This window comes from Pseudomonas sp. P8_229 (assembly GCF_034008635.1).
In the GTDB taxonomy this organism is placed as follows: Bacteria; Pseudomonadota; Gammaproteobacteria; order Pseudomonadales; family Pseudomonadaceae; genus Aquipseudomonas.
In genome coordinates this window covers 1,648,537-1,666,376 of sequence record NZ_CP125378.1, presented here as the reverse complement: position 1 = coordinate 1,666,376, position 17,840 = coordinate 1,648,537, and the positions used below count along the sequence as shown (strand labels likewise).

The 17,840-nt window shown below is 60.4% G+C and carries 13 protein-coding genes; 6 read left to right on the top strand and 7 right to left on the bottom strand.

Features of this window, described 5'->3' with window-relative positions:
* Positions 1 to 44: 44 nt before the first annotated feature.
* From QMK55_RS07475 to QMK55_RS07465, 3 genes are all read left to right on the top strand, one after another.
* Entirely contained in the window at positions 45 to 1,535 is a 1,491-nt protein-coding gene (locus tag QMK55_RS07475) for a glucosyltransferase domain-containing protein (RefSeq protein ID WP_320328961.1), read from the top strand.
* 114 nt (positions 1,536 to 1,649) lie between these two features.
* Positions 1,650 to 2,012 carry a GtrA family protein gene (locus tag QMK55_RS07470; RefSeq protein ID WP_320328960.1) on the top strand — a complete coding sequence of 121 codons (363 nt, stop codon included), beginning with the start codon at positions 1,650 to 1,652 and terminating at the stop codon, positions 2,010 to 2,012.
* Entirely contained in the window at positions 2,009 to 3,631 is a 1,623-nt protein-coding gene (locus tag QMK55_RS07465) for a glycosyltransferase family 39 protein (RefSeq protein WP_320328959.1), read from the top strand. Before QMK55_RS07470 ends, QMK55_RS07465 begins: the two co-directional genes overlap by 4 nt.
* On the opposite strand, the gene QMK55_RS07460 is transcribed toward QMK55_RS07465, so the two are convergent.
* Both QMK55_RS07460 and QMK55_RS07455 read right to left on the bottom strand, forming a co-directional pair.
* A complete protein-coding gene (locus tag QMK55_RS07460) occupies positions 3,588 to 5,207 on the bottom strand; it encodes an FMN-binding glutamate synthase family protein (RefSeq protein ID WP_320328958.1) in 1,620 nt (539 codons plus the stop codon). The two genes, QMK55_RS07465 and QMK55_RS07460, sit on opposite strands and share 44 nt — an antisense overlap.
* Positions 5,208 to 5,448: 241 nt before the next feature.
* On the bottom strand, positions 5,449 to 6,249 hold the full coding sequence (locus tag QMK55_RS07455; RefSeq protein WP_102357395.1) for a helix-turn-helix transcriptional regulator: 801 nt from the start codon (positions 6,247 to 6,249) through the stop codon (positions 5,449 to 5,451).
* A 124-nt stretch (positions 6,250 to 6,373) separates the two neighbouring features.
* Between QMK55_RS07455 and QMK55_RS07450 the strand changes: the two genes are divergently transcribed.
* The gene (locus tag QMK55_RS07450) at positions 6,374 to 7,195 is read left to right on the top strand and encodes a carbon-nitrogen hydrolase family protein (RefSeq protein WP_102357397.1); all 822 of its coding nucleotides are present in this window, start codon (positions 6,374 to 6,376) and stop codon (positions 7,193 to 7,195) included.
* 181 nt (positions 7,196 to 7,376) lie between these two features.
* Here QMK55_RS07450 and QMK55_RS07445 read toward each other — a convergent pair whose 3' ends face one another.
* The 5 genes from QMK55_RS07445 to QMK55_RS07425 are packed head-to-tail and all read right to left on the bottom strand — an operon-like array spanning position 7,377 to position 15,712.
* Positions 7,377 to 8,780, bottom strand: a complete 1,404-nt coding sequence (locus QMK55_RS07445; protein ID WP_102357399.1) for an ATP-binding protein — start codon at positions 8,778 to 8,780, stop codon at positions 7,377 to 7,379.
* The gene (locus QMK55_RS07440) at positions 8,777 to 10,591 is read right to left on the bottom strand and encodes a DAHL domain-containing protein (RefSeq protein WP_102357400.1); all 1,815 of its coding nucleotides are present in this window, start codon (positions 10,589 to 10,591) and stop codon (positions 8,777 to 8,779) included. Before QMK55_RS07440 ends, QMK55_RS07445 begins: the two co-directional genes overlap by 4 nt.
* On the bottom strand, positions 10,588 to 11,541 hold the full coding sequence (locus tag QMK55_RS07435; RefSeq protein ID WP_320328957.1) for a cytochrome-c peroxidase: 954 nt from the start codon (positions 11,539 to 11,541) through the stop codon (positions 10,588 to 10,590). The genes QMK55_RS07440 and QMK55_RS07435 overlap by 4 nt, the downstream gene beginning before the upstream one ends.
* 44 nt (positions 11,542 to 11,585) lie before the next feature.
* A complete protein-coding gene (locus QMK55_RS07430) occupies positions 11,586 to 13,457 on the bottom strand; it encodes a putative bifunctional diguanylate cyclase/phosphodiesterase (RefSeq protein ID WP_320328956.1) in 1,872 nt (623 codons plus the stop codon).
* The gene (locus QMK55_RS07425; protein WP_320330245.1) at positions 13,454 to 15,712 is read right to left on the bottom strand and encodes an EAL domain-containing protein; all 2,259 of its coding nucleotides are present in this window, start codon (positions 15,710 to 15,712) and stop codon (positions 13,454 to 13,456) included. Before QMK55_RS07425 ends, QMK55_RS07430 begins: the two co-directional genes overlap by 4 nt.
* 251 nt (positions 15,713 to 15,963) lie before the next feature.
* On the opposite strand from QMK55_RS07425, the gene QMK55_RS07420 reads away from it, so the two are divergent.
* The gene (locus QMK55_RS07420) at positions 15,964 to 17,325 is read left to right on the top strand and encodes an HD domain-containing phosphohydrolase (RefSeq protein ID WP_320328955.1); all 1,362 of its coding nucleotides are present in this window, start codon (positions 15,964 to 15,966) and stop codon (positions 17,323 to 17,325) included.
* Positions 17,326 to 17,391: 66 nt separating this feature from the next.
* Positions 17,392 to 17,826 (top strand): NUDIX hydrolase, encoded by a 435-nt coding sequence (locus QMK55_RS07415; RefSeq protein WP_102357408.1) that lies wholly within the window; start codon positions 17,392 to 17,394, stop codon positions 17,824 to 17,826.
* Positions 17,827 to 17,840 lie beyond the last annotated feature (14 nt).

The following is a 17,840-nucleotide window of genomic DNA, read 5'->3' as shown; positions in this document are numbered from 1 at the left end:
GTATCACTTTGCAATCTCGCGCAGCCGTGAACAGAGGCGCAGACATGAGGACGAGCGCATTTCTCGAACGAGAGCTCAGCCAGCGGCAGGTCGTGCTGTTCTTCCTGCTCGCAACGTTGCTGTACGTCCTGCCACTGCTCCTCGCCGACTTCCCCTACATCGACGACAACTGGCGCACGCTGGCCGCCGGTAACGCCTGGGCCGGGCAGGGGCGGTTGTTTGCCGACTGGTTTTATCAGGCGCTGACCTTCACAGGCGCCGCGCCGAACATCTTCCCCTTGCCACTGTTGCTCGCCGTCGTGGCAATGAGCCTGACGCTGACCCGCCTGACGTTTCATTACTTCGCCGAGCCGACGCTGGCCTGTTGTCTGGTGCCGTTGCCGCTCTGGTACAACCCGTTCCTGCTGCAAAACCTGTCCTATCAATATGACGGCCCTATCATGGTCCTGAGCATGGTTGCAGTGATCTACGCGATCACGTTCGAGGGCGCGTCACGGATACAGCGTTGGCTGCTGCCGGCGGTGCTGCTCGCGCTGGCAATCGGTCTCTATCAGATCAGCCTCAATGTATTTGTCGGCCTGTGTTGTGTGGAGTTGATCCGGGCGGTTTACCGGCACACTCGGTGGCCAGACACCCTGCGGATGCTGGGCTGGAAGTTCGCGCAATTGGGGCTGGGCCTACTGATCTACAGCGTCACGGCCTATCCGTTCATGGATACGTTGCGGCATACGGATCTGCTGAGCCGGGACGCGCAGCCACTGCTGCAGATCGGCATCAACCTTGAGCGGATACTGGAAAAAGTCGCGCTGTTGTTTCACGGCGGCTATCCGTGGGTGTTCGCGGTGCTGGTGTTGTGCGCGCTCACGGGCTGTGTGCGGCTTGGACAGTCGAGGCGTCAGCCTCTTTGGCAAACCCTGCTGGCGTGCTTGATCACGTTGCCGATACTGGCATTACTGGTGCCGGGAATTACGCTGCTGTTTCGTGATTTCAACGAAGGTGCGCGGACCCTGATGGGGTTCGGTGTGTTGCTGGTCGGGTTGTTCTATCTGGCGCACTTTGCGTTGGCATCAGGACACGGTCGTTTACCGTTGCTGCTGATCATTCCGCTGCTGGCGACACTCTCGCTGTCCTTCGCCTATGGCCGAGTGTTGACCCTGCAAAAAGACTTCGCCAGCAGCGCGCTGTACAGCCTGAGCCACGATATTGCCGAGCATCGCGAGCTGCGTGAAGCCAAGCGGATTTACCTGTCGGTGAGCTACTCCGATCGTTGGCTGGTGAGCGCGGCCGGTTCGTTCAAACGGCTGCCGGTCCTGCACTATCTGCTCAATGTCGATTACTTCGTCCTCGCGGAAAACCTGCCGTCAGCAGGCATCACCAACGTGGTCGCCGAACGCGAACGGCGCAACGCCACCCGCGTCGGGTATCAGGGGTTTCCGGCGTTGGTGGACAGCCTGTATTACCGGATATATCTGATCGGCGATTACGGTTTCATTGTGATGAAGGAACCGCCGCACGGCAGGATGTTGCAGTGGTAAGGCTGACCGTCCGTCGTAATCCAACCCGTACCTGTAATTTCTGACAGTAGACCGCTCAAGCGCCATGCCCTAGCTTCGAAAGCCCGCCAGACGAAACCATGGCAAGGAACCGCAATGAAAGGATTCCCTGCGCTGACAGTGATTGGAATGGCCGATGCACTCATCCACTGGCAGGTTTTTTTTGTCCTGTGCAGCGCTGCCGGACTGACCCAGGCCGCCAGTAACTTCGGCGCCTTCTGTGTGGCGGCGGCGTTCTCGTTTTACGTGAACATGCTCTACACCTTCGACAGCAAGACGTCGGTGTACGGCTATTTGCTGTTTATCGGTCTGATGGCGGGCGCAAGCTTGGGCATCGGTTCGATTGCCGATATGCGCGGATGGCATGGTCTGCTGACGGTGACGGTGTTTACTGTTCTGAACCTGACGTTGGGCTGCTGTTTTTTCCGGTTTTTGCTGTTTCGCGGCCACCGATCATGAAGCTCTTGTTGGCTGTTCCTTTTCTCAGCGCTGCGCGCGTGTCAGCGAGAGTCGATCGGCTCGCTCTGCTGGCTGTTTTGGTGATTGCGCTGGGTGTGCGGTTCTACTCAATCACCGTTCCGGTTATCTGGTATGACGAGGCCTACAGTTTACTTCTGGCGCGAGAAACGCCGACACGCATCTGGGCAATGACTGCGCTGGATGTGCATCCGCCGCTCTACTATGTATTGCTGCATTACTGGGGGATCGTGTGGGGCGACTCTCCCTTGGCCGCTCGCTCTTTGAGTGCGCTGGCCGATGTTGGCACTCTGCTGCTGTGCATCAAGCTGATGAGCCTTGTTTCTACGCGTCGGGCAACGTGGATCACCGCGCTCCTGTTGGCATTACTGCCGATTTCGGTGCGTTATAGCCAGGAGGCCCGGATGTACACCCTGCTCGGGTGTTGGCTCATGGGGGCGACTCTGGCGCTTGTCTGTTGGGCGAGGGCGCCAGCGCAAAAACGCTACGCGGTGGTTTATGTACTGCTCATGACTGCCGCGTTTTATACCCATTACTTTGCAGGGTTGTGCGTACTGGTGCATTGGTTGTTCTGGTGGCAGAGCCGAGTGACCGGTAACGGTACAGGCATTGCGGCAGATCAATGGTTGATTGCCAACGGCGCGGTTGTGTTCTGGTATTTGCCCTGGGTTCCTTCTTTGCTCAACCAGCTTGCGGATACGACCAATCTGGGCTGGATCGAGCCTGTGACCCTCCAGGGTGCTTTGAGTCTCGTCTGGCAGTTCACCGTGATGGGCGATGACTCTTCGAAGCAGTCCATTTCGCACTTGTTGCCCTTTGCGTTGATGCTGCTGTGCGCTTTTATTGTCGTTGTGGGCAACTCGGGAGAGCGGCGATTCAGTGTATTGCTGATTGACTATTTTTTCGTTCCGGTGACAGCTCTTTATCAGATTTCCCTGTTTCTACCGCTATTTGTACCGCGATACCTGGTGTTTACAGCACCTGCTGTGGCGATGGTTACAGGTGTGGCGCTGGATGTTGTGCTCCGACGCTGGCCGCTGTGGGCGAATGCGGCATTAGTGTTTTTCATCGTTGGGCAACTGAGTGGTCTGACCGAAATATATCGGCAAACCGATGGGTTGAATGGAACAGGAATGCGTAAAGAACCGGGTTTCCCCCAATTGATAATGCAGTTAAATCAAGCAGTTCGCCCGAGGGATGAGATCATCATGGCCAGTGTTTTCTGGTTTCCGACATTTGCCTACTACAGCAACACTTCAATCAATCCAAAATTTGAAGTCCGCTCTTCGATAGATGATTTTTTGCACCTCAGCCGCCGCGGTGTCTTTAGTCTGATCAATGATCCGGTCGCTAGCGGCTATCTGGACGGTTTGACCGTTCTGGACTGTCGCAGCCAAAGAATCTGGTGGATTACGGACAGTGACCTGTTTGCCGACAGACCGCTTTTCGCGAAAGATCGGACGCCTTCGCTGACCCTGTATGGGGGGAACATTTCGGCGTACCTCTTTACTCCAGAATCAGTGCCGGCCCCAGTACGGGGCGGCACAAATTCCATGCTTAAGCTGCCGCTATCTCCTGCGGCTCAAAACTGTCCGCCCTAGCCATCTGCCACATCCGCGAATAGAACTCGCCGTTCACCTCACCCGTGAGCAATTCCCCCGGTTTCAGAAACACATGCAACTGCGAGAACAGTTTGATTTCAGTCGCCGACATGCGCCGTACCAGGTGCTTGGCCGACAGTTGCGACGGATGCTCGAGGCCGGCGGCGGCGAGCATTTCCGCCAGCGCCTTCAATGTATTGCGGTGGAAGTTGTAAACCCGCTGGGCCTTGTCCGGGACGACGAGGGCGCGTTGGCGAAGAGCGTCCTGGGTGGCGACGCCGGTCGGGCATTTGTTGGTGTGGCAACTTTGCGACTGGATGCAGCCGATGGCGAACATGAAGCCGCGCGCGGAGTTGGCCCAGTCGGCACCGATGGCCAGGACGCTGGCGATGTCGAAGGCGCTGACGATCTTGCCGCTGGCGCCGAGTTTGATCTTGTCGCGCAGGTTCAGGCCGACCAGGGTGTTGTGCACAAACAGCAGGCCCTCGCGCATCGGGACGCCGATGTGGTCGGTGAATTCCACCGGGGCGGCGCCGGTGCCGCCTTCCTTGCCATCGACGACGATGAAGTCCGGCAGGATGCCGGTTTCCAGCATGGCCTTGGCGATGCCCATGAACTCCCACGGATGACCGAGGCAGAACTTGAAGCCCACCGGTTTGCCGCCAGACAGTTCACGCAGTTGCTGGATGAAATGCATCATCTCGATGGGCGTGGAAAACGCGCTGTGGCGTGACGGCGAGATGCAGTCTTCGCCCATCAGGATGCCGCGGGTGTCGGCGATTTCCTGTGTCACCTTGTGCTTGGGCAGAATCCCGCCATGGCCAGGTTTGGCGCCCTGGCTCATCTTGATTTCGATCATCCGCACCTGCGGGTTCTGCGCCTGAGTGGCGAAGCGCTCCGGGTCGAAACGGCCGTCGCTGGTGCGGCAGCCGAAGTAGCCGCTGCCCAGTTCCCAGGTCAGGTCACCGCCGTTTTCCCGGTGATACGGACTGATGCTGCCTTCGCCGGTGTCGTGGGCGAAGTTGCCGAGCTTGGCGCCCTGGTTCAACGCGCGGATGGCGTTGGCGCTGAGCGAGCCGAAGCTCATCGCCGAGATGTTGAACACTGACGCTGAATACGGCTGGGTGCACTGCGGGCCGCCGACGGTGACGCGAAAACTGTTTGGGTCGCTCAATGGCGCCGGGCGCATCGAGTGGCCGATGAATTCAAAGCCCGACTGATACACGTCGATCAGCGTGCCGAACGGTTTGTCGGCGCTTTCATTCTTCGCCCGCGAGTACACCAGCGAGCGCTGGGCACGGGAGAAGGGCAGGGCGTCGCTGTCGGATTCGAGCAGGTACTGGCGGATTTCCGGGCGGATGCCCTCGACCAGATAGCGGATGTTGCCCAGGATCGGGTAGTTGCGGCGTACCGCGTGCGGGCTCTGCATCAGGTCGAACAGACCGAGCAGGCTCAGCACGCCGGTGACGGCGGTGATCGGCCACAGCCAGTCGTGGTCGAGAAAGGGCAGGCTGGCGAGGGTGAAAATCACGCAGACGGCAAAGAAGGCGTAGCGGCTCAGGAGTGACAGGCTCATACGGTTTCCTTGGTTCGGACTCAATAGTTTGCAAACCTGCGGCAGCAGGCGGGCCTGTTGATGAGATCTATTGTGGTGAGGGGATTCATCCCCGATGGGTGGCGAAGCCGCCCCAAAACCATTCACCGCGGTTTAACTGAAAGTCCGCATGCATAGACTTGGGGCTGCTGCGCAGCCCATCGGGGATGAATCCCCTCACCACAGGAACTCAACTCCCACAGGAAAGCATTTCAACGCGTTGTCAGGCGTTTTGCGCCTGAAGAAAAATCGAAAACAGCTCCGACTGGGATTTGATCCCCAGCTTGCTGTACATGTGTTTCTTATGGACTTTCACGGTTTCTACGGAGATTTCCAGCTTACGGGCGATTTCTTTACTGGAGCAACCGCTGAGCATCAAACGCCCGACATCCAGTTCCCGCGCAGTCAGTTGCGCGCCCTTGAGTTGTTGCACCGAGGCTTCCAGTTGCACGCGCCAGTCGACCGGTGCAGGCGCGGCTGCGAGGGCCACGGTTGCGTTGATCTCGTACGGCAGGCGCTGGCGCAACAGGCCCAGTACCCATGGCTGGATCAAAGACAGCAAAGCAATCTGTTCGCCAGTGAAACGTTTTTCACTGCCCAGCGACAGACACAGCGTGCGTTCGCCTTCAAGCTGGCAATTGAACTGGATTTCGTCGGCGACCACATTCAGACGAAAGTATCGCTGGTAATACTCGGTCAGCTCGAAATGCTCCGGCGCCACCTCCGACAGGCGGTACAACCCGGTGCGCGACTGCTCGCGGCAGTCGATGTAGAAGGGATCCAGCCGGTACAACCCGCGCAGATAATCCTGAAACAGCGGGTCGGGACTGCCGTCCTCGCCAGGGCATTCGGCGAAGACCTGCGGGTGCTGATCGGCGCTGAACAGCAGCGCCACCCAGCTATCGAACGGCACGTACTGGTCGAGCAGGCGCACCAGTTGCGCCCAGAAATTGGGCTTGTCGAGCGCGTCGATCAGTTGGCCGACGGCGCGGTGCCAGGTGATGTCATCAAACGAAACGGACATGGACTACCCCTATCGGGTTACCTCGGCCGCGTGATTCCCTGGCCGGTTGCTTGCTGCGCATACTGGCCCACAGACAGCCACCGGGCAATCTTTCCGCGCCCGGCCATGACCACAAGGACTCGCGATGAAAGTCGAACTCGCCCAACTGGCGGGCCGTGACCAAGACACGGCGTACAACCTCGAACGTGCCCTCGCGGCGATCGCCGCGTGCGCCGCTGACACGCCACTGATCGTGTTCCCGGAAACCCACCTGATGGGCTTCCCGACCGCCGACACTGTGGCGCAGATCGCCGAGCCGGTGGACGGCCCGACCGTCAGCACTGTGCTGGCCGCCGCCCGCCAGCGCAACATCGGCGTGGTGATCGGCATGGCCGAGAACGACAACGGTCGTTTCTACAACACCACGCTGCTGATCACCCCCGAAGGCATCGCCCTGAAATACCGCAAGACCCACCTCTGGGCCTCGGATCGCGGCGTGTTCGAGGCGGGCGACCGCTATGCCACCTGCGAGTGGAATGGCGTGCGCGTGGGCTTGTTGATCTGCTACGACATCGAATTCCCCGAGTCCGCCCGTGCGTTGGCGCAACTGGGCGCCGAGTTGCTGATCGTGACCAACGGCAACATGGACCCGTACGCGCCGACCCACCGCACCGCGATCACGGCCCGCGCCCAGGAGAATCAGGCGTTCGCGCTGATGGTCAACCGCGTCGAGGCCGGGGATGATGGCTTGATGTTCGCCGGTGGCAGTGCTCTGGTGGATCCGCTGGGGACGTTGCTGTTCGAAGCGGGGCGTGAAGAAGGGACGTTCAGCGTCGAGCTGGATTTCGCTCAACTGGAGATTGCGCGAAAGGATTATCGCTATCTGGATGATCAGCGGTTGAAGCTGCCGGGGGAGGTGGTGGAGCACGCTTGCGGTTTGCGCGAGTTGCTGATTCCGGTGCGCTGATCCGGATTCTGAAGTGTCTCGGCTGACGCCTTCGCGAGCGGGCTCGCTCCCACATTGACCGTGGTGACCACACCCCCCCGTGGGAGCGAGCTTGCTCGCGAAGAGGCCCATCCAGACAACACACCTGTTTGATCCAAAAACAACAAATCCACCCCCGAAACATTCGCCGAACGTCCACACCTCAGGCCGCGGGCCGGCTCTGGCGCATCGGCAACTCGACGCGAAAGGTCGTGCCCACGCCCGGTTCGCTGCGTACCGAAATGTCGCCACCGTGTTTTTTGACGATGCCGTAGGACAGCGACAGGCCAAGTCCGGTGCCCTGGCCGACCGGTTTGGTGGTGAAAAACGGATCGAAGATTTTCTGCAGGATGTCTGGCGCGATCCCCGCGCCGGTGTCCGCGACTTCCACCCAGGCCGTGTCTTGTTGTTGCCCGGTGCGCAAGGTGATGGTGCCGCGCTCGGGGCCCATGGCCTGAGCGGCGTTGACCACCAGGTTCATGATCACCTGATTGATTTGCGACGGCAGGCATTCGATGTCCGGCAGCGGCTGATATTCCTTGATCAGGTCGGCCTTGTACTTGAGTTCACTGGCGACGATGTTAAGGGTCGACTCTATACCTTGTTGCAGATTGGCCCACTGCCATTGCTGATGGGTATCGACCCGGGAGAAATCCTTGAGGTCCTTCACGATCTGCCCGACGCGGCCAATGCCTTCCTTGGATTCGCGGATCAGCACCGGGATGTCTTCGAGCAGAAAATCCAGATCGACGTCTTTGCGCAGTTGCTCAAGCCGGGCCACGGACTCGCTGTCCGGCGTGTGTCCCAGCGTCTGCCAGGCATCGAGTACGCTCAGCAATTGTTTGAAGTAGCCGTCGAGGGTGCCGAGGTTGGAGGAGATGAAGCCGATCGGATTATTGATTTCATGGGCCACGCCGGCTGCCATTTGCCCCAGTGAAGCGAGCTTTTCCGACTGCACCAGCTGACTTTCCAGTTGCTTGCGTTCATCGATTTCTCGCTGCAGCTCTTCGCTGGCCTGCTTGAACTGAGCGGTGCGCTGATCGACCAGATGTTCCAGGTGATGCATCTGCAACGAGGCGCGTTCCGTCATCTGCCATTTGGTCAGCAGGGTGTTGGCCATCTGCTGCACTTCGATGTTGTCGAACGGCTTTTTCAGAATCAGCAACCGGTCATGCGCCTGCAGACGTTCCAGCAGTTCATCCCAGGAATAATCCGAATAGGCGGTACAGACCACCACCTGCAACAGCGAATCCTGTTGCCAGAGATGCTCGATGGTTTTCGCGCCGTCCCAGCCGTCGGGCATGCGCATGTCGACAAAGGCCAGCGCGTAGGGGCGTTGTTCCTGCAGGGCCTGCATCAGTTTGCCCAGGCCTTCCTCGCCGCCATAGGCGCAATCGAGCTCGAACAGCGGGCGCTGGGGGCGGGTCTGCGCACCGAACAGGGCGGCTTCCATTTCGTCCAGTTCCTGCGATTGCGCGGCAGCCGGCGCGAGAATCTTGCGGAAGTCTTCATGAATCGACGGCATGTCGTCGATCAGCAGAATGCGGCGGTTCGAATGCTCGCTCATGCGTTCTCCGTGACGCTGATCAGGGGGATCTGCAAAGTGAACAACGCACCTGTGCCCGGTCCGTCGCTGTGCGCGGTGAGGTGCCCGTTCATCTCGATGGCCGCCAGGGCGCAACTGTGCAGACCGAAGCCGTGGCCTTCCTTGCGGGTGGTGAAACCGTGGGCAAAGATCCGTGTCATGTTTTCCGGTGCGATGCCTTCGCCATCGTCCTTGACGCTGATTTCGAGAAAGCTGTCATCGACGACTTTTACCGCCAGGGTCATGGTGCGGGGACGGTTGCTCAGGTCGGACATGGCGTATTTGGCGTTGCTGATGAGGTTGATCAGGATCAGCAGCAAGCGGTGTTTGTCGCCCATCACCTGCGGCACTTCGGCGTATTCCTTGACCACCGTGACGTGGTGTCGGGTCAGGGCCCCGGCATTCATGCGCAACGCGTCTTCGAGCAACTCGTTGATGAACAGCGGTTCGGTCATGCTGTTGGCGCCAGCATAGGACTGCTGGGTGGCAACGATGTCCTTGATGTGATCGACGCTTTTGTTCATCTGGTTCAATTCGTCGACCATTTCCTGCTGTTCCTGCGCAATCGCGCCCACCAGCTGGTTGAGGTAACCAGGGAGCAATTTGCCCTTGGCGTCTTCGCTGAGGAACGCACCGAGGTCATCCGGGTGTTCGTTGATCAGTTGCATGGCCTTGCCCAGGCCCTGGGTCTTGCTGCTGCGCAGCTTGCGCGTGATCAGGTCGCTGGAGATGTTCACGCTGTTGAGTACATTGCCGACGTTGTGCAGCACGTTGGTGGCGATTTCAGCCATGCCGGCCTGACGTGCCGCGTCGAGCAGTTCGCTCTGGGCGTCCCGCAGTTCCCGGGTGCGCTCCTCGACCCGTTGCTCCAGCGCGTCGTTGGCCGATTGCAGGGCGCTATTGACCCGGTTGATTTCGGCGAAACTGCCGATCAGGCGGATGGCCAGCCACACCAGCGACATCATCAACAGGACCGAAAACAGCAGCAGGTAGAAGTGATACTGCCGATCGACCAGATCGGCGCGCTGCTGATCGCGGTCGAGCATGGTGGTGATGTTGTCGAGGCGGTCGGCCACGGGGATGTTTTCGATGCTTTCGAGCAACTGATTGACCTGTGGCTGCTCGCGAGCGATCAGGGTGATGTGGTTGCTGAGAATTTTGATCGGCGTTTGAAATACCTGCGGCAGGCGCTGTGCGTTCACCGCCAGTTTGTTCAGGCCAACTTCGATGTCGGCGGCCCGGTCATCGGAGGTGACCTGGGCGAACTCCAGGGCACTGAGCAGCAGGTCGTAGGTATCGGTGGTGATGTTTTCCAGTTGTGATTGATCGTAGTCCGACAGGTTGGCCAGTTGCTGCTGGATGTCGTCTTCGGCGGTGGGCAAAAATGCCAGGGAGTTGCGCAACAGCGCGTTGTGCGATTTGAACTGTTCGACCAGACGGGTCTTTTCCTGCATCGCCTGCAGGTAACCCTCGTGGGCCTCGTTCCATTGCGCCGAGTCGTTGCGACCATGCCCGGACTCGATCGCGTCGAAGCGCGCCCAGAGCCGGTTCATCTCGTTCATCGGTGACACCAGCGGGTCGTAGTTGTGGGTGATTGCCACGCGGGCCTTGAGGATTTCGTTTTCCCACTGCGAATTCTGCTGTTTGATCTGCCGGATCAGATCCCGCGACTCGGTGTACGTCATGGTCTGGTCGGAGCTGGATTTGAAGTACAGAAACAGCAGGATCGAGGCCAGCACCAGGGCGACCAGTGTGAGCAACAGCAGACTGCGCCGACGAGAGATGTTGATCATGGCTTGCCTGCCCATTGGCCGGTGAGAGTCGTGAGAAACAGAATGATCAGCCGTTTATCCTCTTCGCTCGGCATGCGCCCCAACTGGTACTGGAACATCACATCCACCGCCCGTTCGAGGGTGGGCGCCGAGCCGTCGTGAAAGTACGGTGCGGTGATCGCGACATTGCGCAGGCTCGGCACCTTGAACACGGCCCGGTCCGCTTCATCGGCGGTGACGTTGAAGCGGCCCTGATCGGCCACGGTCGGGTTGCCGCGATCGGCAATGTAATCGCCGAACACGCCGAATTTCTGGAACATGTTGCCGCCGATGTTCACCCCCTGATGGCAGGCGATGCAGCCGTATTCCTTGAAGCGCTGGTAACCGTACTTCTCCTCCAGGGTGAGGATGTCGGTGTTGCCCAGCAGGTATTGATCGAAGCGTGAGTTGGGCGTCAGCAAGGTGCGTTCGAAACTGGCCAGCGCCTGCTGGACATTGGCCTGGGTCACGCCGTCCGGGTAGGTGGCGGCGAAATCGCGACGGTAGTCGGGGTCGTTGGCGATCCGCTCGATAACGGTGCTCCAGTCGCTGCCCATTTCATGTGGACTGGTAATGACGACGTTGCTTTGTTCCTCCAGCGTTTCGACGCGGCCATCCCAGAACTGGCGGAAGTTGAGGGCGGCGTTGAACACGGTCGGCGTGTTGACGGCCACCGGTTTGCCGTCGAAGCCCAGCGACAAGGCACGGCTGTCGGCACCGTTCCTGTCCAGCTGGTGGCAGCTGGCGCAGGACAGCGTGTTGTTGATCGATAACCGTGGTTCGTGGAATAACCGCTTCCCGAGGTCCACCCGCCGGGCATCCTGCTGCGGCACGCCGGGCAAGGGTTTGAGGGGCTCGTCCAGCGGATCGGCACTGGCCCCGGCGCAGAATCCGCACAGCAGCAACGCCATGGCGTGGTGGAAAAGGCTCATCGGCAATCGTCTCCCTGACTCAAGGCCGGTTTTTACGGTGTTGATCAAATCGTCCACGGCGCAGGCTCGGTGCCAGCCAGCAAATGTGCAAACGCGTCTGCCGGCAGGGCTTTGCTGAAAAAGTAGCCCTGACCTTCCTCGCAGTGATGCGCCTTGAGAAAGGCCAGTTGTTCGGCGGTTTCAATGCCCTCGGCGATGACTTTAAGCCCCAGACCCTTGCCCAGGTTGATGATGGCACTCACCAGCGCGGCATCGTTGCGGTCATCGCTCAGGCCGCGAATGAACGACTGGTCGATCTTCAGCACATCGATGGGAAACCGCCGCAGGTAGCTCAGGCTGGAATAGCCGGTGCCGAAGTCGTCGATGGCCAGGCGCGTGCCCAGCGCCTTCAGGCGATTGAGCGCAGTCATCGTCGCCTCGACGTTTTGCATCAGCACGCCTTCGGTGATTTCCAGCTCCAGCCATTCGGGCGCCAGACCTGTCTGCTCAAGCACGTGTGCGACGCCATCGACGAAGTCACGCTGGCGAAAATCGATGGGCGACATGTTCACCGACATACGAATCAGCGGCAGCCCGGCTGTTTGCCAGGCGCGGGTCTGACGACAGGCTTGCGCCAGGACCCATTTGCTCAGCGGCACGATCAGACCGCTGTCCTCGGCCACCGGAATGAAGTCCGAAGGGTAGACCCAGCCATGCCCCGGTTTCTGCCAGCGTATCAATGCTTCGGCACCGACTACCGTGGCCGTGCGCAGGTCGATTTTCGGCTGATAGTGCAGGACGAATTCGTGCTCGTGCAGGGCGCGGCGAATGCCCGACTCGATGCCGTGTTGTTCCCGGGCGTGCTGGTTCATGGCCTCGATAAAGAAGCCGATGTTGTCGGGACCTTGTTCCTTGACGTTGCGCATCGCGGTCTCGGCCTTCTTGATCAGCTCGATGGCTTCGAGGCCGTCAGCGGGGTAGACGCTGATGCCCAGGCTGGCGGTGACGCTGACGTCATGGCCGGCAATCGCTTGCGGCAGGCGAATGGCGGCGAGGAGTTTTTCCGCGATGCCGTGAGTTTGCAGGGGGTGGTCGATGTCGCCGAGGATCACCACGAACTCATCGGAGCCGTAGCGAAACACCGAGTCTGAACCGCGGACACAGGACAACAGTTGCCTGGCAGCCCGCCTGAGCATTTCGTCGCCCGCCGGATGGCCCAGCGCATTGTTGATGCGCTTGAAGCGATCCAGGCCGAGGAACATCACCACCAGTTGTTTGTCATGGCGCCGGCACACGGCCAGGGCCTGGCTCAGGCGATCACCCAGCAGGGTGCTGTTGGGCAGCTCCGTGAGGCTGTCGTATTGCAGCAGGTGCGAGACTTTGAGCAGTTCGTGAACCCGCGCCTCGACGCTCTGCTCAAGGCTGAGCATCTTCAGTGCCGCGTCCTGCGCCAGCTGCCATTTCCAGGTCAGGGCGTTGGCCATCTGACGGATTTCCAGGCTGTCGAACGGTTTTTTCAGGATCAGCAACTGGTCGCCGAACTCCAGACGTTCGGCCATCGCCTCCCAGCTGTAGTCGCTGTACGCCGTGCACAAGGCGATCTGCAGGTTGGGGTCGACCCGCCACAATTGCTCGATGGTTTCCAGGCCATCCCAGCCGGGCGGCATGCGCATGTCGATGAAGGCGAGGGCATAGGGAGTGCCGCTGGCGAGCGCTCGTTTGACCAGCGCCAGGGCTTCCTGACCCTGATAGGCGGAGTCGAGCTGGAAGCTCAGGTGCGGCGCCTGGCGAGTGCCGAACAGCGTCTGTTCCAGTTGATGCAGGTCGGCAGTGTCCGGAACCTGCGGCGCGAGGATCTTGCGAAAGTCATCGTGAATCACCGGCGTGTCGTCGATGATCAGGATGCGCCGGTTGGTCTGGGGAAAAGGGGTTTTCACGCCTCGTCCTCCTTCGGTGCCGGACGCGGGCTGTCCTTGAGCAGTCGCCCGGCCTGCTCGGCGCTGACCGCCGCGCTGAAATACAGTCCCTGCGCGCTGGGCAGCGGGGCTGCGGCGGGCGGCGCGCAAGACTGATCCGGCGACGGTTGACCTTCAGCGATGATGCCGATGTCCAGGTCCCGGGCGAAGTTGACGATGGCACGCAGGGCGTTGGCGCCGGCCACATCGTGGGCCGCACTGTCGATGAAACTCTGGGCCAGTTTGAGGTGGTTGACCCGGTAGGTTTTCAGGTAGTCGAACGAGGAGTATTCGGTGCCGAAATCATCGATGGCGATGGTCACGCCCAGTTCACGCAGGCGCGGCAGTGCATCGTTGTGCGTCCACTTGGTCTGGGCCAGCGTGGCCTCGGTGACATCGAAACGCAGGTCCCAGGGGGCGAGTTCCCAGCGGGCAGTGGTGCGCAGCACGTTGTAGATGAGTTCCGGGCCGCTCTTGAGTTGCGCCAGCGAGAGTTTGATCGCCATCACCGGCGGTGCGACCCCTTCATTACGCCACAGATGCATCTGGTGGCAGGCGTGATCCAGCACCCAGCGTCCGAGAGGAATGATCGCGCCGGTTTTCTCCGCGATCGGCACAAAGTCCGATGCCGGCAGCAGGCCGCGCCGGGGATGTTGCCAAAGGATCTGTGCCTCCATGCCCAGAATCCTGCCGCTGTGCAGATCAATTTCTGGCGCGTAATGCAGCCGCAGCTCATTGCCCTCAAGGGCGGTCATCAATTCGCTGACGAGGGTCATGCGTTCGGCCACTTCCCGAGAGATCTCCTCTGAGTGGAAGTGATATTGGTTGCGGCCCATTTCCTTGGCGCGGTACAGCGCCATATCGGCCTGCCCGAGCAGGCTGTCGGCATCGAGGCTGAGGTCGCTGTAACTGCTGATGCCGATGCTCACCGAAATGTGTAGCGCATTACCGGCCAGGTTGTAGGGCGCCAGCAGCGTGTCGCGGATGTTGGCGGCCATCGTGGCCGATTGGGTCGGGTCACTGACGTCCAGTTGCAGGATCGCGAATTCGTCGCCGCCCAGGCGCGCCACCACGTCGCTTTCGCGCACGCCGAACTTGATGCGCCGGGCGACCTCCTGCAGCAGCAGATCGCCCACCGGGTGGCCCAGGGTGTCATTGATCCGCTTGAAGTGGTCCAGATCCAGATAGAACACCGCGAACGGCATGGCGCCCCGTCGCGCGGCGGCAAACGCCTGATGCAGGCGTTCGATCAGTGTGGCGCGATTGGCCAGGCCCGTCAGGCCATCGGAGCGGGCCAGCAACGCCAGTTTGTCCTCGGCCAGGCGACGTTCGGTGATGTCGAGGATGATGCCTTCGACTTCCAGCAGTCGGCCGTCATGATCGCGCACCGGGATGTAGCGGTTCTCCACCCAGCGCCAGGTGCCCTGGCCGGTGCGCATCCGGAATTCTATGGATGCGCCCGATGCATGCCGATCCAGCACCCGGGCCATGGCCGCATCGACGATGGCGTGATCGTCCGGGTGAATCAGTTCCTGCGCCCAGTTGGGCGAACCCACCAGGTCGGCGGCGACATGCCCGTAACGGGTGATGTTGTGGGAGATGTACATCAGGGCAAACGAAGGATCGCCGCGCAAGCGGTAAAGGATGGTCGGGCTGTTCTGCACAATGATGTTGGCGTCGGACAGTTCGCGGGTGCGCTCCTGCACGGCGTTTTCCAGCAGGTTCATCTTCAGTTCGGCGTCTTCGGTCATCTGCCATTTGACCGTGAGGGCGCTGGCCATCTGCCGGATCTCGATCGCGTCGAAGGGCTTTTTCAGGATCAGCAATCGGTCGTTCAGTGCCAGGCGACGGTCAATGTCTTCCCAGGAGTAGTCGGAATAGGCCGTGCACAGTGCGACTTGCAGCTTGGGATCGACTTGCCACAGCCGTTCGATGGTCTCCAGGCCATCCCAACCCGGGGGCATGCGCATGTCGATGAAGGCCATGGCATACGGGCGGTTTTCAGCCAGCGCGGCTTCGATTTTGTCCAGCGCTTCGCGGCCCTGAAAAGCCGAATCCAGTTCGAAATGTTGGGTTTGTTTGGCGGACGGGGTGCCGAACAACAGGTTCTCGGTTTCGCCCAAGCCATCGTCGCCGGGGACGACCGGGCTGAGAATCTTGGCGAAATCGCCATGGATCGCCGGACTGTCGTCGACAATGAGCACGCGGCGATTGATCTGCGCGGTTGGCGTGCTCATGTCGCGCCACTCACGCAGAGGTGTGCTGTTGTCATCCGGGGCATCCTTTTCCCTCGCCATTTGCCTGTTCGTAAGCCGATGGAGTCCTGCGCCGTGTACAGCATAGTCGGCCCCTCGGTACTGCGCTTGCGGCGCCGGACGAAGATTTGCGTGAATGCAGGCAAAAATCATCTAGCCTTGGACTCAAGCGCGCACCAGTACGGCGGTCGGTCGGTGCGTCGTCAACCCCTGTTTTCGCTTGAGGCCATGCCATGGAAGAGCAATCCGCCCCGATGCCGTCGCATCGACCCACGGTGCTGCTGGTCGATGACGAGGAATCGATCCTCAACAGCCTGCGCCGCCTGTTGCGCGGCCAGCCCTATGATGTTTTGTTGGCCACCAGTGGTGCCCAGGCGCTGGACATGCTCGCGCAGCAGCCGGTGAACCTGGTGATGAGCGATGCACGCATGCCGAACATGGACGGAGCGTCGTTACTGGCCCATGTCCGTCAGCTATACCCTGAGACTGCGCGGATCATGCTCACCGGCTATGCCGACCCCGGGGCCATCATCAAAGCCATCAATGACGGGCAGATTCACCGTTACATCAGCAAACCGTGGAATGACGAAGAGATGCTGCTGATCCTGCGCCAGTCCCTCGAGCACCAGCATTCCGAGCAGGAACGCCAGCGCCTGGAGCGCTTGACCCAGGTACAGAACGACCAGCTCAAACTGCTCAACAGCACCCTGGAAAAACATGTCGCGGCGCGCACCGCCGAACTGCAGCAGACCGCCGACATGCTCGATCTGGCTTACGAAGAGCTCAAGCACAGCTATGTCACCGGCACTGAAGTGTTCTCGCTGCTGGCCAATCTGCGTTTGCCGCCTGCCAAACAGACCAACCGGCAGATCATCGAACTGGTGCGCAGCTACTGCAGACAGCACGGGCTGGACGAGGCCACCAGCCGCGACCTGACCATGGCCGCAGCGCTGTATAACGTCGGCAAGCTGAGCTGGACCGACGGCATGATGACCACGCCCTCGGATCTGTTGCGCCAAAACGATCGCGAGCGTTATCGCAGTTACCCGAAGCAGAGCGAATCGTTGCTCATGACGCTGGACCCGATGAAAGATGCGGCACGCCTGATCCTGCATCATCAGGAACGCTGGGACGGCAGCGGGTTTCCTGACCGGCTCAAGGGCGAGGGCATTCCGTTCGGTTCACGCCTGCTGAAACTGGCGGTGGATTTCGTCGAGTTGCAGCGGGGCCTGATCCTCGAGCGGCAGATGAACAGCGACGAAGCGCTGCTGTACCTGCGCCAGTACGCCGGGCGTTTGTACGATCCTGATCTGGTCGAAGATTTCATTCTGGTGTGTGCCGCATTCCTCAACGACATCACGCTGGCCGATCCGTCGGTCAAGGTGCTGACCACTCGGGATCTGGCCGCGGGGATGATTCTGGCGCGCAACCTGAATGCCGATAACGGCATGTTGCTGCTCAACGCCGGCAAGGTCCTCAGCGCGCTGTTGGTGGAAAAGCTGATTGCTTTCGAAGCCATGGAGGGTGGCAAGTACAAGATTTTCGTCAAAGTGCCGGAGGAGGTTGAAGCCGCGCTCAAGGCCTTGGGGGAGTGATCTGCGAGGTGACGTCATTGGACGGGCATGGGATCCTTGCGGTTTTTCCAGGCCGGTGGCTGACCCATGACCTCTGCATCCGTTGCACCTCCACGTCTTATCCGTATTGCCGCCGCCTTGTTGCTCAACACTGAAGGCCAGACCCTGCTGGTGCGCAAGCGCGGCACCACGGCGTTCATGCAACCGGGCGGCAAGATCGAAGCGCATGAGTTGCCGGTGCATGCGCTGGCCCGTGAGCTGGAGGAAGAGCTGGGCCTGCAGATCGATCCGGCGCAGGCGTCTTTTCTCGGCCAGTTCTCGGCGCCTGCGGCCAACGAGCCGGGGTTTGTCGTTCAAGCGGAGATCTTTCAACTGACCATTGATGTCGAAGTCACCCCGGCTGCCGAAATCGAGGAAGTGCTCTGGATCGACCCGGCCACTGACGCTGGTCTGGTGCTGGCGCCATTGACACGCGACCTGATCCTGCCGTTTTATCGCAATTCGCTGACCGCGCTCGCCTGAACATTCACGCAAAG